Here is a 17,694-nt window from a genome sequence, read left to right as displayed (position 1 = left end):
CCGGATCAATTCACTTTCCGGACCAAACGGGGCAACCGGCGGGCAACTGCCCGCTTACCACTCTATCTAGGGAGCGTTTTCCATGTTCAAAGGCTCGATGCCTGCCCTCGTCACCCCGTTCCGCAACGGCGAGCTGGACCTGGAGACGCTCAAACGGCTTGTCGAATGGCAGATTGGCGAAGGTTCGACCGGCCTGGTTCCCGTCGGCACCACCGGCGAAAGCCCCACGCTGACTCACGAGGAACACGAGACCGTTGTGGCCGAGGTGGTCAAGGCCGCTGCCGGACGCGTACCGGTGATCGCGGGCGCAGGGTCGAACAACACCACCGAAGCGATCCGCTTCGTGCAATTCGCCCAGCGGATCGGAGCCGATGCGGCGCTGGTGGTGACGCCCTATTACAACAAGCCCACCCAGCGCGGACTGATCGCGCATTTCACCGCGTTACATGACTGCGCCGAGATCCCGATCGTCATCTACAATATTCCTGGCCGCTCGGTCGTGGACATGACCCCCGCGACCATGGGCGCGCTGGCCAAGTTGCCTCGCATCGTCGGCGTCAAGGATGCCACCGGTGATCTGGCCCGAGTCAGCCAGCAGCGTGCCGCATGTGGCCCTGACTTTATCCAGCTTTCGGGCGAGGACGCGACAGCGCTGGGCTTCAACGCCCATGGCGGGGTCGGCTGCATCTCTGTCACCGCCAACGTGGCGCCGAGGCTTTGCGCCGAATTCCAGCAGGCGACGCTTGCCGGTGACTATTCCAAGGCGCTCGACTACCAAGACCGCTTGATGCCCCTGCACGAGGCGATCTTTATCGAGCCGGGCTTGGTCGGCGCCAAGTATGCCCTGTCGAAACTGGGCCTGTGCAGCGAAGAGGTCCGCTCGCCGCTGACCGGTCTGGAAGACAGCACCAAGGCTGCCATCGACGCGGCGATGAAGCACGCAGGGCTTTTGTAACGACCTTATCAAAAACCCGACGTCCGATACCTGGGCGCCGGGCTCCTGCTTCTTTCTGGTCAAAAATACTCAAATCGCGGCGTTGCCGCGCGGGCTAACGTTTGCCGTAGTAGAGCCCGACCACATGTTCCGCCTGAGCAAAGAACAGCCAGCGCGACGTGGCGATGCCGATCAGATGCGCGATCACGGCAATCAGGGCGAGCAGATGTTTGACGACCACGTCGTGCAGCGGCATCAGTAGCAGCGCCACTGGCAGGACAAAGCCAAAGCCCAAGGCCAGCATTCGCAGCTTTGCCACATGTTTGCGGCCGACGACATACACGAATTCCCGCAGCAGATAGTTGGAACCGGTATGCGGTGGCTCAAAGGCGCGCACGGTGCCGCGCGATCCCAATCCGGTCGCGGTTCCAATATCCGTGCCGGAGTTGGCCAGCGCCGTGTCGCCCTGCTTCCAGTAGGCCAGTTGCACCGCACCCGCCATCAGCAGGAGTACGATCGCGGCGGTGTTCTGGCCGGCCAGCAGCGCACCGCCGGCAAGGCTGAAGGACAGGAACATCGCCGGTGTCAGGTTCATGTTCCAGCGCGGAATGGTCTTGAGCTGGGCATAGATCATCGACGTGGTGAAAACCGTGATCAGAGACAGTGCAGCACCGACCCAGCCCAGCACAGCCCAGCGCTGGTCCAGAAAGATCACCCCGACGGCGTACAGCCCCATGACAAGCAGCGCCGCGACAGAGGCGCAGCCTTCGCGGCTGAGCCAGCTTGTGCGCCACTGGCTGAACGCCTTCCAGGCGCGCTCGGGGTGGCCGAGGTGGAATGTTGAGGCCAGCAGCCCGCCGACGGCCAGACCATAGGCAATGGCGAAGAAGACGAAGGCCACCCAACCGGATACGTCTGGCAGGCCAAGACCGAGAAAGGCCAGCAAGCCAAAGCCGAGTCCGGACAAGGTGGTAAAGATGATGACGGAAGGAGCGGGATGCATCAGAGTTTCTCCAAGGCCTTGTCGAGCCAGGCGATGAACCCTTTGGGTTCTTCGGCCACCGGCGCCAGCAGCGGCGCCAGGATGTCGATCTGATCCTCGATCCTGTCCTTGGGCCGCGGTGGCAGGTATTTGTTGACGGGCTTGGTGCCCATTTCAGGCATCAGGTCCATGCCGCCGCGTTCAGCCACCAGTTGTGACACCGCGCTGTCCGGATCACCCAGATCGCCGAAGTGACGCGCACCGGCCGGACATGTCCGCACACAGGACGGGACGCGGTCCTCTTCGGGCAGGTTTTCGTTATAGATGCGGTCGACGCACAGGGTGCATTTCTTCATCACGCCTTCGGCCAGATCCAGCTCGCGCGCGCCATAGGGGCAGGACCAGGCGCAAAGGCCGCAGCCGATGCAGTCGCTTTCGTTGACCAGAACGATCCCGTCCTCGGAGCGCTTATAGCTGGCGCCGGTCGGGCATACGGTGACACAGGGCGCGTCCTCGCAATGAAGGCAGGATTTTGGGAAATGGATCAGCTGGGCCTGGCCCTCGGGCGGCTGAACCTCGTAGGAATGTACCCGGTTCAGGAACGTGCCCGAGGGATCGGACCCGTAAGGGTTCTGATCGCTGAGCGGCGCACCATAATTCTCGGTATTCCACCCCTTGCAGGAAATTACGCAGGCATGGCAGCCGACACAGGTATCAAGGTCGATCACCAGCCCCAGCTTGCGGTCGGTCTTCTGCGGCAACTCCGTCATGTCACGCTCCAGCAACCACAGGCGAACGCGAGAAAATTCGACGAATTTTCTGGGCAATTTTCTATGCAGAAAATTGTTCCGCTCATTTTCCCACCTTCCATGTCAGCTCTCTCGGACCGGTTCCCACGGGCGATTTCAACGCGGGGAACTCGGGTTGGCTTTCAGCTCTCTCCTCAGGGCCTGCGGCCTTTTCGATTCTCACCTTGAGGTCGAACCACGCCGCCTGACCGGTCACCGGGTCGGAGTTGGCCCAGCGCAGCCCGTCGCCCTTGGGTGGCAGCAACTCGTGGATCAGGTGGTTGAGCAGGAAGCCCTTGGTGGCCTCGGGTGCGTCCGGTTCCAGCGCCCAGGCGCCCTTGCGCTTGCCGATCGCGTTCCAGGTCCAGACGGTGTTGTCGTTGAGCGCGGCCATCTCCATCACCGGCACCACGATCTGACCATGGGGCGAGGTGACCCGCGCCCAATCGCCATCCTCAAGCCCCTGTTCACGCATGATTTTTGTCGGGACATAGAGCGGGTTGCGCCCGTGCAGCTGCCGCAGCCAGGCGTTCTGGGTGCCCCAGCTGTGATACATCGCCATGGGCCGTTGGGTCAGCGCGTTGACGGTGAAGCCCTCGTTGCCGTGCTGATCGGTCTCGTACCAGATCGGCAGCGGGTCCAGCCGCTGACTGATCCGGTCGCGCAAGTGATCGGGCGGTTGCCGCTCGCCATGGCCTTCGGCGGCCAGCTGGAACCGGCGCATCGGTTCGGAATAGAGCTGGAACAGGTAGGGTTGCGGGCTGTCATAGAGACCCATGCCGACGGCCCAATCCTGATAGGCCGTGTTCCAGGGTTTGTAGTATCGTGCCGCGTCCGGTAGATGTTCGACAAAGAACCCGCCGTTCTCGATATACCGATTCAACTGGTCCGGGTTGACCTCACCCCGCCCGGCCTTGTCACCTGCCTCGCCCCGGAAACCGGCCAGCGGCCCGATGCCCGGCTTACGCTGGTGATTGACGATGTAGTCTGCGTAATCGGAGTATTTCGCCGCGCCGTCCTCGTCGGTGAAACCGGGCAGTTTCAGCTTGTTGGCCAGTTGCACCAGCACCGTCTGGAAGCCGCGCACATCGCGGTCGGGTTCGATCACCGGCCAGCGGATCGCGTCCGCCGCGCCGTCCGCCTCGCAGATCGGACGGTCGAGCAGCGAGATGCAGTCGTGCCGCTCCAGATAGGTGGTGTCGGGCAGGATCAGGTCGGCATAGGCGACCATTTCCGAGCTATAGGCATCCGAGTAGATGATCCGCGGGATGACGTATTCGCCGCTCTCGTCCTTGTCCGTCAACATGTCTATCACGCCGCGCGTGTTCATGGTCGAGTTCCAGGACATATTCGCCATGTACATGAACAGAGTGTCGATCTTGTACGGATCGCCGGCATGGGCGTTCGAGATCACCATGTGCATAAGCCCATGAGAAGACATGGGATTTTCCCAGGTGAACGCCTTGTCGATGCGGGCCGGGCTGCCGTCGGGTTTGAGCGCCAGATCCTCGGGGCCGCGCACGAATCCCAGATGCGGGCCATCAAGCGGGGCGCCCGGCGTGACCTTGCAATGGGGTTTGGGGTGCGCTTCGACCGGTTTGGGATAGGGCGGTTTGAAGCGGAAGCCGCCGGGCACCTCGACCGTGCCGAGCATGATCTGCAACAGGTGCAGCGCGCGGCAGGTCTGGAAGCCGTTGGCATGGGCCGAGATGCCGCGCATGGAGTGGAAGGAGACCGGGCGGCCTTTCATCACCTTGTGGGTCTCGCCCCGGAAATCGGTCCATTCCTGTTCGATCTCGAACGCTTCGTCAAAGGCGACGCGGGCAATCTCGGCGGCCAGCGCGCGGATGCGCGCGGCGGGGATGCCGCAGCGATCGGCCACTGCTTCGGGTGTGTACTCCTCGGACAGGTAGCGATTGACCGTTTTGTGCATCACCGTGTGGCAGGTTTGACCGTTTTGTACATGGGTTCCGGTCAGGTCCGGACGCACGCCGGGACGGTCGAAGGGGGCCAGTTCGCCGGTCGCGCGGTCGATCACCAGAACCTTGCCGTCCGCGTCACGCAACAGCAGGCCGTGGTCGTCGGCGCCCGGGTTCTCGATCACCAGACAGGGCGCGTTGGTGTAGCGGGCGAGATAGTCGAGGTCGATCTTGCCCGCCTTCATCAGCACATGGATCAGCGACAGGATCAGCAGCCCGTCGGTGCCCGGCGTGATCCCGAACCAGTCGTCGGCCACCGCGTTATAGCCCGAGCGGATCGGGTTGACGCCGACCACCCGCGCGCCGCGCGCCTTGATCCTGCCGATGCCCATCTTGATCGGGTTGCTATCATGATCCTCGGCCACGCCGAAGAGAATGAACAGCTTGGTATGATCCCAGTCGGGTTGGCCGAACTCCCAGAACGCGCCGCCCATCGTGTAGATGCCCGCCGCCGCCATGTTGACCGAGCAGAAGCCGCCATGCGCGGCATAGTTCGGGGTGCCGAAATTCTGTGCCCAGAAGCTGGTGAAGCTTTGCGACTGGTCGCGTCCGGTGAAGAAGGCCAGTTTCGACGGATCGTTCTCGCGGATCGGTTTCAGCCAGCCGGTGGCGATCTCAAGCGCCTCGTCCCAGGTGATCTCCTGGAACTCGCCCGAGCCGCGCGGACCCACCCGTTTCAGCGGCGCGCGCAGGCGCGAGGGGGCGTTGACCTGCATGATCCCGGCGGAGCCCTTGGCACAGAGCACGCCCTTGTTCACCGGATGGTCGCGGTTGCCCTCGATATAGGCGACCTTGCCGTTCTTCATATGAACGTTGATCCCGCATCGGCAGGCGCACATGTAGCACGTCGTCTTGCGGACCTCGTCCGAGACATGCGGCGAGGTGTCGATCTGCGGCTGCTGAAAGGTCATTCCCTGTTCCCTTTTTTTCGCCAACGGTACTGCGCAAGAATGGATTTGCGAACCGTTTTCTTAAATTCGCCCGAATGCTGGGACGATGTCGTTCGTTTTGTGCTCTTGATTGGTAAAGCTATCTCTGTCCGATCGGCACATAGACCCGTGGTTCCGGACCGTCATAGAGCGTGAGCGGTCGGATCAGGATATTGCGCCGCAGTTGCTCGATGCATTGCACGATCCAGCCCGGCACGCGCCCGATGGCAAAGATCGGAACATAGAGGTCCATCGGAATGCCGTGCAGCTGATAGATCACGCCGGAATAGAAATCGACATTCACGTTCAGCCCGTGCCGCGCATAGGGTTGCATCGCTTCGACCACGGCTTGCAGGATGGCATACCATTCGGGCGCGCCCATCTCCTCACCCAGCTTGCGCACGCCTTCGCGCATGTGTCGGGCGCGCGGGTCCTCGGTGCGATAAACGCGGTGGCCAAAGCCGGTGACAGGTTCGCGCGCCTTGCGCTTGGCCCGGACATAGTCGGCAGCATTTTCCGGGCTGCCGATCTCTTGCACCATCTTCATCACGTCCTCGGCGGCGCCGCCGTGGGCAGGGCCGGCAAGCGTGGACAGCGCGGTCACGATGGCGCCGTGCAGGTTGGCCTCGGTCCCGATGGTCACGCGGGCGGCAAAGCTGGAGGCGTTGGAGCCGTGCTCGGCATGCAGGATGAAATCGACATCCGCCAGCCGGGCCGCTTCGGTCGAGGGTTTCTCGCTCTTGAGCATCCAGAGCCAGTTGGCCGCATGCGACAGGCTGTTGTCGGGGGCCACCGGGTCGCGCCCGTTGCGTATTGCCTCGTGCGCGGCGACCATCATCGGGATCTGGCTGGTCAGGCGAATGCCGTTTTCAACAAAGGCCTCTTCGCTGACCAACCGACTGCCCGGTTCCAGTGCCGCCAGCGCCGAAACGGCGGTTCGGAGCACATCCATCGGATGACCGTCTTTTGTTGCACGGATGATGTCGAAAACCGCAGGCGGCAGGCTGCGCGCCGCTTTAAGCCGGGAATCGAAATCAGCAAGTTCCAACTCGGATGGAAGCTCGCCATGGATCAGCAGATACGCCACTTCCTCAAAGGTGGAATGGGTGGCGAGATCGTGGATCGAATAACCCCGGTAGCTGAGTTCGCCCTGCGATCCGTCGATATGGCTGACGCCCGAGCGCTCGAAATAGACGCCCACCAGGCCACGGTTGATCTTGACCTCGTCGTTCATCGCTGTCTCCCTTCGGTGACTGAATTGGAGGGGAAAATGACCGCACAGCAGCGCGCCATCGAAAAAGCCAAAGCCCGTGGGGCGCGGGTGGTGTTTCCGGAAATGGATGATCCGCGGGTAGCTGCGGCCACAATGGAACTGGCGCGGCAAGGCCTGTGCGAGCCAGTCGGTCTGGGTACCCCGTCGGAGGCCCATGTCGCGGCGCTGGTCGAGGCGCGCGGCGTGAAAGAGGCGGTGGCCCGTCGGATGCTGGGCAAACCCCTGTACCTGGCCGCCACCATGGTCGCCTGTGGCGAAGCCGAGGCAATGGTGGCAGGCGCGGACAGCCCGACCAAGCGGGTGATCGAGGCGGCCGCAATCGCGATCGGGCTGGCCGAGGGAGTCTCGGTGCCTTCGTCGTTCTTCCTGATGCGATTTCCTGACGGGCGCGAACTGATCTTTGCAGATTGCGCGGTGAACGTGACCCCGGACGCCGAGGCTTTGGCGGCGATTGCGCTTGCGTCGGAGGTGTCCGCGCGCGCGCTTCTGGGTTCTGCCCGCGTGGCGATGCTTTCATATTCAACAGGCAACTCGGGCGCCGGTGACAGCGTGAACCTGGTACGCGCGGCGGCAGAGAGCACTGGTTTCCTGGGGCCGGTACAGGCGGACGCGGCGTTGAATGCACGCATCGCCGCCAAGAAGGGGCTGGGTGAGGGCAATGCCAACGTGCTGGTGTTTCCCGATCTCGATGCGGGCAACATCGCGTACAAGCTGTGCCAGGAACTGGCCGGGGCACAGGCGCTGGGGCCGATCCTGCAAGGGTTCCGCAAACCGGTCTGCGACCTGAGCCGAGGCGCCACGGTTGACGACATCGTTGCGGCGACGGCAGTGACGCTGGCGATGTCCTGACGGCGCATCATGTAACCTCGAAGACCCGGATGGTGACGACGCTGGGGGTAAATCGGCAGCTCGCCACGAACACTCGGTCGGCAAGCCAACCATGCGGCCCGTCGGGGGCGTCAAACACCGGCGCGGTGCGGAAATAGTAGTCCTCGGACGGGATATCCTCGCCCGCATCGAGCCGGGCAATCACGTCGGCCTGAGCGACGAACAACCCGGTGTTGCGGACATAGATCGGGGTGCCGTCGGTGGCGAGGATGGCGTAGTGTGCCTCGACCGCGGAATTGCCGTCTGCGCGGATCAATTCGAAATCGGCGCCGGGCAGAACGGTTCCGTTGAGACGTTGACCCCGGACGGTTCCGCCGGTGATCGGGATGATCCGGCGATGACCGTTGCGGCCAGGCCCGCCGTCAAGCGGCGCGCCGATCTCTGCCCGGATTTCGAAGGCGGCAGCAAGGCCGATTGCGGCAGGTTCGGTCATGCGGCCTCCAGCAGGCGTTGCGCGTCCAGCGCGATCATCCGCTCTTCCTCGGCAGGGACGATCCAGACCGCGATCTTTGACTTTCCGGTATGAAGCTTCGGCTTGTTGCCGTGGTTGGCATCGGGGTCCATGCGCAAGCCCAGCCATTCCAACCCGCGCAGGATACGGGCGCGCACGCCAATGGCGTTTTCACCGATGCCGCCGGTAAAGGCGATGGCATCGAGCCCCTCCATCGCGGCGATCAGGCTGCCGGCATGGCGCAGCGTCCAGTAACAGAAGTGTTCGATGGCGAAATCGCTGTCGGCGGTATGGTCGAGCATCAGGCGGCGCATGTCCGACTTTCCACCTGAAAGCCCCAGCAACCCGCTTTCGTGGTTCAGGATCGCTTTTGTGCGCTCCAACCCATGATCCTCGACCAGGCGCAGCACGGCATTCGCGTCGATCCCGCCCGAGCGGGTGCCCATCGTCAATCCATCGAGCGGGGAATAGCCCATGGTCGTGGCTATGGAACAACCGTGCTTGATCGCACAAAGTGAGGCGCCATTTCCGAGATGGAAGGCCAGCAGGCGCGAGGGCAGCGCCTCGCCCGAGATTTCGGGCAGGCGGCGTACCAGCGAGGCATAGCTAAGTCCGTGGAACCCGTAACGACGGATCCCCTTGGTCTCGATCATCCGGGGGATCGCGTAGCGGGTCGCAACCTCGGGGTTTGTGGCGTGGAACGAGGTGTCGAAACTGGCGAATTGGGGCAGGTCCGGCGCCAGTTCGGCCAGCGTGTCTATGGCGGCGAGATTGTGCGGGTTGTGTAGCGGCGCCAGCGGCGAACAGGCGGCGATCTCGGCCCGCACCTCGGGCGTGATGCGCACAGGTGCCGTCAGCTTTCGCCCGCCATGGACAACACGATGCGCGGCCGCACGCAGGTCCGCAACCCGCACGCCCGCAGCCTCGAGGGCCTCGAGCACGGCAGCAAGGGCTGCGCGGTGGTCGATCAGCGGCCGTTCGGTCTTTTCCGAACCAACCTGAAGGAAGGACACGCCGCCGATACCGGCGGCGAGTCCTGATAGCTGCTCTGTCAGGTCGGGTCCGAAAACCGCGAACTTGATCGACGAGGACCCGGCGTTGAGAACGAGAATGCTGTCTTTGGCGCCGGGTTCGTGCATGTCGCTCAGACCTGCTGTTCGCGCATGTCGGCCTTGTCGATACCGGCCACGCGAACGGGTTTCTTCATGGCGTCGCGGCGGAAGGGTTCGCCCAGTTCCTGATTGATCATCGCCTCGATCAGGGTGGTCTTGCCCGCCTTCTGATCCTCGATGGCCTTGGCCAGCGCGGCGGTCAGCTCGTCCATGGTGCGCGCGACAACGCCTTGCAGGCCACAGGCCTTGGCGATGCCGGCATAGCTCACCTGCTCGTCCAGCTCGGTGCCGACGAAGTTGTCGTCGAACCAAAGCGTCGAGTTGCGCTTTTCCGCGCCCCACTGATAGTTGCGGAACACGATCTGGGTAATCGCCGGCCACTCTCCACGCCCGATGGCGGTCAGCTCGTTCACCGCGATTCCAAAGGCTCCGTCACCGGCAAAGCCGACCACCGGCACATCCGGGCAGCCAATCTTGGCGCCGACGATTGCGGGCAGGCCGTAACCGCAGGGGCCGAACAGGCCGGGGGCCAGGTATTTGCGGCCTTCCTCGAACGAGGGATAGGCGTTGCCGATGGCGCAGTTGTTGCCGATATCGGAGGAGATGATCGCCTCTTTCGGCAGGGCACTCTGGATCGCGCGCCAGGCCATGCGGGGGCTCATCCATTCGGGCTTGGCATCGCGGGCGCGCTGGTTCCAGGTGGTGCCCGGATCGTCGTCCTCATGGGTCATCTCGGTCAGCTGCTGCGCCCAGCGCGACTTGGTCTCGGCGATCTTGGCCTTGCGCGCGGCGCGACCTTCGTCCCCGGCGGTACCCGACAGCTGGTTCAGGATTCCGGTCGCCACCTTGGCCGCGTCGCCGATGATGCCCACCGAGACCTTCTTGGTCAGGCCGATCCGGTCGGGGTTGATATCGACCTGGATGATCTTGGCATTTGCCGGCCAGTATTCCATGCCATAGCCCGGCAGGGTCGAGAACGGGTTCAGACGGGTGCCAAGGCACAGCACAACATCGGCGTCCTTGATCAGCTCCATTCCGGCTTTCGAGCCGTTATAGCCCAGCGGACCGGCAAAGAGCGGGTGCGAACCGGGGAATGCGTCGTTGTGCTGGTAGCCAACGCAGACCGGCGCATCAAGCCGCTCGGCCAGCGCCTTGGAGGCCGCGATGCCGCCCTTGGAGAGGACCACGCCGGCGCCGTTCAGGATCACCGGGTTCTTTGCATCCGACAGCAAGGCCGCTGCCTGCGCCACCGCCTGTTCGCCGCCCGCGGGGCGCTCGAACTCGACAATCGCGGGCAGTTCGATATCAATGACCTGGGTCCACATGTCGCGCGGGATGTTCAGCTGCGCCGGCGCGCTGGCGCGTTTGGCGTTCATGATCACGCGGTTCAGCACCTCGGCCACGCGGGTGGGGTCGCGGACCTCTTCCTGGTAGGCGACCATGTCCTCGAACAGTTTCATCTGCTCGACCTCCTGGAAGCCGCCCTGACCAATGGTCTTGTTCGCTGCCTGCGGGGTGACCAGCAGCAGCGGGGTGTGGTTCCAATAGGCGGTTTTGACGGCCGTCACGAAGTTGGTGATGCCGGGCCCATTCTGGGCGATCATCATCGACATCTTGCCGGTTGCGCGGGTGTAGCCGTCGGCCATCATTCCGCCCGACCCTTCGTGGGCGCAGTCCCAGAAGGTGATGCCGGCATCAGGAAAAATGTCGGAAATCGGCATCATCGCCGATCCGATGATGCCAAACGCATGCTGGATGCCATGCATCTGCAGGGTTTTGACGAAGGCTTCTTCGGTCGTCATCTTCATGAGATCGCACTCCATGGTGTTCTGATTGGCCGGCCACAGCGGGAACCGGCATCTTGGTTAAAGGTTTAGGCGGAACCCGAAGGCATGCGTTAGGGCCAGAATGAAAACCGGGATAGGGCCAGACCCTACCCAGCATGACGGGCGATGGCGCCAGCGATGCGCTCTATCCCCGGCGCGATGCGGCTGGTCGGGATCGAGGAATAACCCAGGCGATAATAGTTCGTGGGCCGGTCCGGTCCCGAGAAGAAGGCCACTCCAGGCTCGATATGAACGCTTTCGCCGCGCAGAGCCATGGCAAGCGCGCCGCAATCCACCCCGACCGGAGCCTGCATCCAGAGCGACGAACCACCATAGACACCGCGCCCGGCAATGCTCAGGCCGTGTTGGGCGATGGCGCGCTCGATCTCTTGCCGCCGTTGCAGCAGGACAGAGGACATGCGCCGGATTTGCGCGTCGTAGTGGCCCAGCGACAGAAAGTAGGCGGCGGTGCGCTGGATATGACCCGGCGGATGGCGCAGCACCAGAGACCGCAGCGCGCGCGCCTCGCGGATGAACGGCTCGGAGCCGACCATGTAACCCAGTCGCAGACCGGGAAAGAGCGATTTTGAGAAGCTGCCGACATAGACGACACGCCCATCGCGATCGAGCGACTTCAGCGCCGGAGAGGGCGCACCCAGAAAGGCTAGTTCGAACTCGTAGTCGTCCTCGACGATCATCGCGTCGATCTCACGTGCCCGCTCCAACAGTGCGTGACGACGCGACACCGGCATGGTGGCGGTGGTGGGGCTTTGATGGCTGGGCGTGGTGAAGATCACGTCGGTATCGTCGGGGATGGCATCGGGCGGCAGCCCGTCCAGATCGACGCGCAGCGGCACCAGATTGCAGCGCGATTGGATCAGCAATTCGCGTAGCGCGTAATAGCAGGGATCCTCGATCGCGGCCTTGCGCCTGCGGTTCAACAACACCCGCGCCGCCAGCCAGAGCGCATTCTGCGCGCCCAAGGTGATCAGGATTTCCTCGGGCCGGGCCGAGATGCCGCGCCGGGGCAAGGTGTGGCGGGCGATGAATTCGATCAGCAGCGGATCGTCCTGATCGACATAGTCGGCGGTGAGTGAGGCAAAATCCTTTTGTCCCAGCGCCCGCACCGCGCAAAGCCGCCAGTTGGCGTGATCGAACAGCGTGGGATCGGCCTGACCATAGATGAACGGATAGCGATAGTCGCGCCAATCCGCCGGCTTCTGCAATGTGTCTCCGCCCGAAAATTTGCGGGCGATGGCACGGGACCAGTCCACCGTTTCCTGGTCGCGTTCCATCGGGGCATAGCTGGGCGGGATCGGCGCGTTCTCGGACACAAAATAGCCCGATCGCCCGCGTGAGGTCAGATAGTCATTCGCCAACAACTCTGTATATGCCAGCGTCACGGTGATCCGACTGACCCCCAGATGGGTCGCCAACCGCCGCGACGAGGGCAGTTTCTCGCCCACATGAAAGCGGCCCGAAAGGATGCCCTCGGCGATCATCTGCTGGATTTGCGCCTGGAGCGTGCCCTGCGCGCCCTGTTTCAGAAAGAAGGTTTCGACCGGTATCGCCATGGGCTCACAATAGATTGGACTTATTCTGCTATCAATTTGGACTTATCGACCGCTGACAAGGGTCTTTGATCGGTTGGAGATACGCATGCGGGTCATCTGGCCTTATCCCCCCGAACAGGTTGCGTCTTGACGTTTGCATTAATAACCATAAAACTAGTTTTGTAGTTACTTAGGGAGCAATCATGTGGGATGAAGCAGCAAGCGGATTTGCCGCCATGGGATCGGTAGCGCGGCTCAAGGTGCTGCGCACACTGGTCCGGGCCGGCCGACCCGGTCTGACGGTGGGCGAGATCCAGCAGCGCACGGACATGGCGGCCTCGACCTTGGCCCATCACCTCAAGGCGCTGACGGCGGGTGGGGTCATCGAACAGACCCGCCAGGGTCGGCAGACCATCAACCGCGCCCGATACGACCATCTTGAGGCGCTGGCGCAATTCATCATCGCGGAATGCTGCGCCGATCAATGCGGGCACGACATACAGGAGATAGACAATGGTTGAGATCACATCTCCGCCACGACGCGGACAGGGCCGTCTTACGACGTGGCTGAAAACACCCTGGGCGGTGGCTGCGGGGCTGATTGGCGCAGTGGCGCTGCTGGATCCCGCGCAGCTGGTCGCTGTTGTCCGTTTTGCGGCTGCCGCTCTGGCGGGGACCGCGCCCTATATCCTTTTTGCCGTGCTGCTGCTGGCCTGGCTCAAGGCGACCGGGGCCGAGGTTCTGGTGGCGCGCGCCTTCGAGGGGCGGGAAACGCGAATGATCCTGCTGGCAGCGCTGTTCGGCGGGCTGGCGCCGTTTTGCTCGTGTGAGGTGATCCCCTTCATCGCCGGGCTGCTGGCGCTGGGAGCTCCCCTTTCAGCGGTAATGGCCTTCTGGCTCAGCTCGCCCCTCATCGACCCGCCGACGCTGCTGATCACAGCGGGCGCGCTGGGCTGGCCCTTTGCCATCGGCAAGGCGGTGGCGGCGGTCGGGCTGGGCCTGTTCGGCGGCGTTGTCGTGCGCGCCCTTTCGGCGGGAGGCGCGTTGAGCGATCCGCTGCGCAGGGCCAAGACCTCGTGCTGTGGCTGCGGCGCCCCGAAACCGGCGGCCCCGCATTGGCGGTTCTGGACCGAGACCGAGCGCACCCGCGTCTTTCGCGCCGAATTCATCAGCAACGGGATGTTCCTGCTGAAATGGATGACGCTGGCTTATGTGATCGAGGCGCTGCTGGTCACCTATGTGCCGGCAGAGGTGATCGCTGGCCTGGTTGGTGGCGAGGGGGTGGTGCCCATTGCAACCGCCGCGCTGGTCGGCATGCCGGCCTATCTGAATTCTTACGTAGCGCCGCCGCTGCTGGCGGGGTTGATGGAACAGGGCATGACAGCCGGGGCGGCCATGGCCTTCATGGTGGCGGGCGCGGTCAGCTCGATCCCGGCGATGGCGGCGGTCTGGTCGCTGGTGAAACCGCGCGTCTTTGCGCTGTATCTCGGGCTGGGGCTGACCGGCGCGGTGATCGCCGGTCTGGTGTTCCAGATGCTGTGATACGGCTACTGCCCCCCGCAATACTGGGGCAGTTTCAGCCGGTATCGCGGCGCGCCGCTGGTGACATAGACGCGTTTTTCAACACAGGCGGTGGTGGTCACGCTGGCCGCCACCGGCCCCTCGGTCGAGGTGATCGAAGTGGCATGTCCATCGGGCAAGCGAACAGAGACGAGCGCACCGTTGCGCAAATCGCCGTTGAGCGCGGTCAGAGAAAGCACTTCGAGCGTCAGAAACGCCTCGTGCTCATGGGGTTCTTCTCCCCTGCCGAACAGCAATAGCCCCCCAAGGATGGCGACGAACAGCACGGCGGCCGCAAGCGCGGCGCCGCGCGTGTGGAGAAACGCATAGACCGACACCGCCCGATGCGGGCCGATCAGTTTGGAAAGCACATCAAGCATGGATCGCCAAGCATGAAAAAGCCCCGACCACAGGGCCGGGGCGGTTCCGATCAATAACGGGTATCGTCGTCCTCGTCCTCGTCATCCTTGCCGCCCTTGGGCAGGTTGAAGAAGCTGTCGGCATCGACGATCGGGTTGTTGTCGTCCTCTTCGTCATCGCTGGTGTCGATCGGCTCGGACAGCGAGAAATTCTCCAGTCCCTCGATCGCGGTCGGGATGCGCGGGCCGGTATCCATGCCCAGCGACTGTTCGGTCGAAACCAGCTTGCGGCGCTCGTCATCGCTCATCACGCCGCCCTCGGCGGCTTTCTTGGCGGCTGCTTTTTGCACGACCGAGTCCAGTTCCGACTGGCGGCACAGACCCAGCGCAACCGGGTCGATGGGCTGCATGTTGGAAATGTTCCAGTGGGTGCGCTCGCGGATCGACTGGATCGTCGGCTTGGTGGTGCCGACCAGCTTGGCGATTTGGCCATCGGAAAGCTCGGGGTGGAACTTCACGAGCCACAGGATCGCGTTCGGACGGTCCTGGCGTTTCGACAGCGGCGTATAGCGGGGGCCGCGGCGCTTTTCCTCGCCAGCGGCGGCGGGGTTGAACTTGAGCTTCAGCTTGTGCAGCTGATTCTGTTCGGCCTTGTCGATTTCTTCCTGGGTCAGCTGGTTGTTGGCGATGGGGTCGAACCCCTTGACGCCCGCCGCCACATCACCATCGGCAATGCCCTGAATTTCCAGCTCATGCATGCCGACGAAATCGGCGATCTGCTTGAAGCTGATCGTCGTGTTGTCCACCAGCCAGACGGCGGTTGCCTTGGCCATCAGAGGTTTTGCCATGGCTTGTCTCCTTGCGAATACATCTCTCCCGTCGCCGGAATTCGGCTGCCCCGGGGTTTGGGGCGGTTTCCGTTGTCGGGGAACTCCGGCTGTATATAGTCGGGCCGGGCAGATAAGGAAAGAGCGAATGCGCTGGCTGATTCTCTGGGTACTGAGCGCGGTTTCGGCATTCGCCGATGGCGAGAAAGCGGGCCAGTTCGACTATTACGTTCTTTCGCTCAGCTGGTCGCCCAACTGGTGTGAGACCACGGGCGACGCGCGGGGCGAGGACCAGTGCAACCCGCGCTATGACCACGGCTGGATACTGCATGGCCTCTGGCCGCAATACCAGTATGGCTGGCCCTCCTATTGCCGCACCTCCGAGACGCCCCCCTCACGCAGGATGACTGCGGAAATGACCGATATTCAGGGCAGTTCGGGCTTGGCCTGGCACCAATGGAAGAAACACGGCACCTGTAGCGGGCTGAGCGCGCAGTCCTATTTCGACCTCTCGCGCGAGGCCTATGACAGCGTCGTCCGCCCCGAGGTATTCCGCCGGCTGGACCGCACCGTGCAATTGCCAGCGCGTGTAATCGAAGAAGCGTTCCTTAAGGCCAATCCGAAGCTGGAACGCGACATGCTGACGGTGACCTGCAACGGACGCTACATCGCCGAAGTCAGGATCTGCTTGTCCAACTCACTCAAGCCGGTGCCCTGCGGTCGGGACGTGGTCCGCGACTGCCGGACCGAGGACGCCTTGCTGCACGCGATTCGCTGAACCAGGCTCAATTCTGTGCCTTCTGGCACTCGCGCGCGTATTCCAGCGCTTTCGAGGTACCTTTGAGGTCGATCGCCATGACCTCCTGCCCCTCGACGCCATAGACCGTCATCACCTTGCGTTGGGCGATGGCATGTACGAACTCGCGGTCGGTAAAGAACACCGTTGCGCCGCGCACCTTGCCCTTGTTGGCGCCGATAGCGGTGGCCTCGAACCGCTCACCATCCAGATCAAAGGTGATAGGATAGCTGCCGCCATCCTCGATGGCGCCCCAGTTCTTGTTGAAAACGGTGAAATAGCCGCGATTGCCGGTCCGGTCATAACCCAGACGCACCACCGACAGGTCCTCGTAAACAGTCTGGATCAGACAGCCATTGCCCAGCGCCGGGTCGACCATCAGGTTCCAGCCATGCACGAACCCCTTGTCGATCAGCTCCTGCGACCAGGCGGCGGTGGCAGTGACGGCGGCGAGCACAAAGGCGAGAAGGCGGGTCATCGGGCTAAACTCCGGGGAATGAATGTCTGATCTCTTGGTACCCGCAAATCCGGGCGTACCAAAGGCAAAGATGCAGGTCGGGACACGAAGGCCGCTTTGCATTGCGGGCGCGTCTAGAGGTCCTTGCGCGCGCGCATGGCGGCCGAGATGGTGCCGTCGTCGAGATAATCCAACTCACCCCCGATCGGCACCCCCTGCGCCAGCGAGGTCAGCCGCACCCGGCCGCCCAACTGGTCGGCGATGTAATGGGCGGTGGTCTGGCCGTCTATGGTGGCGTTCAGCGCCAGGATCACCTCGGAGATCGACTCGGCGGTGACCCGATCCGCCAACCGGGGAATGCGCAATTCCTCGGGGCCGACCCCATCCAGCGCCGACAGGGTGCCGCCCAGCACGTGATAGCGGCCTTTGAAGACGCCCGAACGTTCCATTGCCCACAGATCGGCCACATCCTCGACCACGCACAGCTCGCCGGTGGCGCGGCGCTCGTCGGTGCAGATGTCGCAGATGTCGGAGGTGCCGACATTTCCGCAGTTTAGGCATTCGCGGGCGGTGGCCGCCACCTGCCCCATCAGATCGGCCAGCGGCGTCAAGAGCAGCGCCCGCTTGCGGATCAGATGCAACACCGCGCGCCGGGCCGAGCGCGGGCCCAGCCCGGGCAAACGCGCCATCAGCTCGATCAGCGCGTCGATATCCTTGGTCGATCCGGCCATATCCTGTTTCCCGTGCGATCCCCCGCCCTGACGCGATCATGCCCGCAGTTCACCACAAAGGGAACGCCACCGTGTCAGAACGGCAGTTTGATATCCTTGGGAAGGCCCATGCCTTCGGTCAGGGCGGCCATTTCCTCTTGCGCCTTTTCGGCGGCCTTGGCCTGGGCGTCCTTGATGGCGGCCAGGATCAGGTCCTCGACCACTTCCTTGTCGTCTCCGTTGAAGATCGACGGGTCGATATCCAGCCCC

At 63.3% G+C, this 17,694-nt stretch carries 18 protein-coding genes; 5 read left to right on the top strand and 13 right to left on the bottom strand.

What is annotated here, in order from left to right; all coding sequences use genetic code 11:
• Window positions 1–82 precede the first annotated feature (82 nt).
• Window positions 83–955, top strand: coding sequence for a 4-hydroxy-tetrahydrodipicolinate synthase (dapA, locus tag AC2FL1_RS18520; RefSeq protein WP_496825085.1), 873 nt, complete (start codon window positions 83–85; stop codon window positions 953–955).
• A gap of 94 nt (window positions 956–1,049) precedes the next feature.
• Here the strand turns inward: dapA and AC2FL1_RS18515 are convergent, their stop codons facing one another.
• From AC2FL1_RS18515 to AC2FL1_RS18500, 4 genes are all read right to left on the bottom strand, one after another.
• The gene (locus tag AC2FL1_RS18515) at window positions 1,050–1,937 is read right to left on the bottom strand and encodes a dimethyl sulfoxide reductase anchor subunit family protein (RefSeq protein WP_496877899.1); all 888 of its coding nucleotides are present in this window, start codon (window positions 1,935–1,937) and stop codon (window positions 1,050–1,052) included.
• Window positions 1,937–2,686, bottom strand: a complete 750-nt coding sequence (locus AC2FL1_RS18510) for a 4Fe-4S dicluster domain-containing protein (RefSeq protein WP_496877898.1) — start codon at window positions 2,684–2,686, stop codon at window positions 1,937–1,939. Before AC2FL1_RS18510 ends, AC2FL1_RS18515 begins: the two co-directional genes overlap by 1 nt.
• A gap of 82 nt (window positions 2,687–2,768) precedes the next feature.
• Window positions 2,769–5,594 (bottom strand): molybdopterin oxidoreductase family protein, encoded by a 2,826-nt coding sequence (locus AC2FL1_RS18505; RefSeq protein ID WP_496877897.1) that lies wholly within the window; start codon window positions 5,592–5,594, stop codon window positions 2,769–2,771.
• 118 nt (window positions 5,595–5,712) lie between these two features.
• Window positions 5,713–6,846, bottom strand: a complete 1,134-nt coding sequence (locus AC2FL1_RS18500) for a citrate/2-methylcitrate synthase (protein ID WP_496877896.1) — start codon at window positions 6,844–6,846, stop codon at window positions 5,713–5,715.
• 36 nt (window positions 6,847–6,882) lie between these two features.
• Between AC2FL1_RS18500 and AC2FL1_RS18495 the strand changes: the two genes are divergently transcribed.
• Window positions 6,883–7,734 (top strand): phosphate acyltransferase, encoded by an 852-nt coding sequence (locus AC2FL1_RS18495; RefSeq protein ID WP_496877895.1) that lies wholly within the window; start codon window positions 6,883–6,885, stop codon window positions 7,732–7,734.
• Window positions 7,735–7,741: 7 nt separating this feature from the next.
• Here the strand turns inward: AC2FL1_RS18495 and AC2FL1_RS18490 are convergent, their stop codons facing one another.
• From AC2FL1_RS18490 to pdxR, 4 genes are all read right to left on the bottom strand, one after another.
• The gene (locus AC2FL1_RS18490; RefSeq protein ID WP_496825091.1) at window positions 7,742–8,206 is read right to left on the bottom strand and encodes a DUF3237 domain-containing protein; all 465 of its coding nucleotides are present in this window, start codon (window positions 8,204–8,206) and stop codon (window positions 7,742–7,744) included.
• Complete coding sequence (locus tag AC2FL1_RS18485) at window positions 8,203–9,363, bottom strand: acetate/propionate family kinase (RefSeq protein WP_496877894.1); 1,161 nt, start codon at window positions 9,361–9,363, stop codon at window positions 8,203–8,205. Before AC2FL1_RS18485 ends, AC2FL1_RS18490 begins: the two co-directional genes overlap by 4 nt.
• Window positions 9,364–9,368: 5 nt before the next feature.
• Window positions 9,369–11,144 carry a sulfoacetaldehyde acetyltransferase gene (xsc, locus tag AC2FL1_RS18480; RefSeq protein ID WP_496825093.1) on the bottom strand — a complete coding sequence of 592 codons (1,776 nt, stop codon included), beginning with the start codon at window positions 11,142–11,144 and terminating at the stop codon, window positions 9,369–9,371.
• Between the two features lie 125 nt (window positions 11,145–11,269).
• On the bottom strand, window positions 11,270–12,736 hold the full coding sequence (gene pdxR, locus AC2FL1_RS18475; RefSeq protein ID WP_496877893.1) for a MocR-like pyridoxine biosynthesis transcription factor PdxR: 1,467 nt from the start codon (window positions 12,734–12,736) through the stop codon (window positions 11,270–11,272).
• Window positions 12,737–12,918: 182 nt separating this feature from the next.
• On the opposite strand from pdxR, the gene AC2FL1_RS18470 reads away from it, so the two are divergent.
• Window positions 12,919–13,236, top strand: coding sequence for an ArsR/SmtB family transcription factor (locus AC2FL1_RS18470; RefSeq protein WP_496877892.1), 318 nt, complete (start codon window positions 12,919–12,921; stop codon window positions 13,234–13,236).
• Complete coding sequence (locus tag AC2FL1_RS18465; protein ID WP_496877891.1) at window positions 13,229–14,257, top strand: permease; 1,029 nt, start codon at window positions 13,229–13,231, stop codon at window positions 14,255–14,257. Before AC2FL1_RS18470 ends, AC2FL1_RS18465 begins: the two co-directional genes overlap by 8 nt.
• A 5-nt stretch (window positions 14,258–14,262) precedes the next feature.
• On the opposite strand, the gene AC2FL1_RS18460 is transcribed toward AC2FL1_RS18465, so the two are convergent.
• Complete coding sequence (locus AC2FL1_RS18460; RefSeq protein ID WP_496825097.1) at window positions 14,263–14,655, bottom strand: hypothetical protein; 393 nt, start codon at window positions 14,653–14,655, stop codon at window positions 14,263–14,265.
• A 50-nt stretch (window positions 14,656–14,705) separates the two neighbouring features.
• On the bottom strand, window positions 14,706–15,482 hold the full coding sequence (locus AC2FL1_RS18455; RefSeq protein WP_496825098.1) for a DUF1013 domain-containing protein: 777 nt from the start codon (window positions 15,480–15,482) through the stop codon (window positions 14,706–14,708).
• Window positions 15,483–15,609: 127 nt separating this feature from the next.
• On the opposite strand from AC2FL1_RS18455, the gene AC2FL1_RS18450 reads away from it, so the two are divergent.
• The gene (locus AC2FL1_RS18450) at window positions 15,610–16,239 is read left to right on the top strand and encodes a ribonuclease T2 family protein (RefSeq protein WP_496825099.1); all 630 of its coding nucleotides are present in this window, start codon (window positions 15,610–15,612) and stop codon (window positions 16,237–16,239) included.
• Window positions 16,240–16,246: 7 nt separating this feature from the next.
• Here AC2FL1_RS18450 and AC2FL1_RS18445 read toward each other — a convergent pair whose 3' ends face one another.
• The 3 genes from AC2FL1_RS18445 to AC2FL1_RS18435 all read right to left on the bottom strand — a co-directional run.
• A complete protein-coding gene (locus tag AC2FL1_RS18445) occupies window positions 16,247–16,735 on the bottom strand; it encodes a hypothetical protein (protein ID WP_496825100.1) in 489 nt (162 codons plus the stop codon).
• A gap of 113 nt (window positions 16,736–16,848) precedes the next feature.
• Entirely contained in the window at window positions 16,849–17,445 is a 597-nt protein-coding gene (gene recR / locus AC2FL1_RS18440; protein ID WP_234171493.1) for a recombination mediator RecR, read from the bottom strand.
• A gap of 74 nt (window positions 17,446–17,519) precedes the next feature.
• A partial coding sequence (locus AC2FL1_RS18435; protein ID WP_496877907.1) for a YbaB/EbfC family nucleoid-associated protein occupies window positions 17,520–17,694 on the bottom strand: 175 nt, incomplete at its 5' end.

This window comes from Ruegeria sp. YKSF070, from assembly GCF_059612725.1.
The sequence above is the reverse complement of the archived record's forward strand: the minus strand, read 5'-3'. Positions and strand labels throughout refer to the sequence as shown.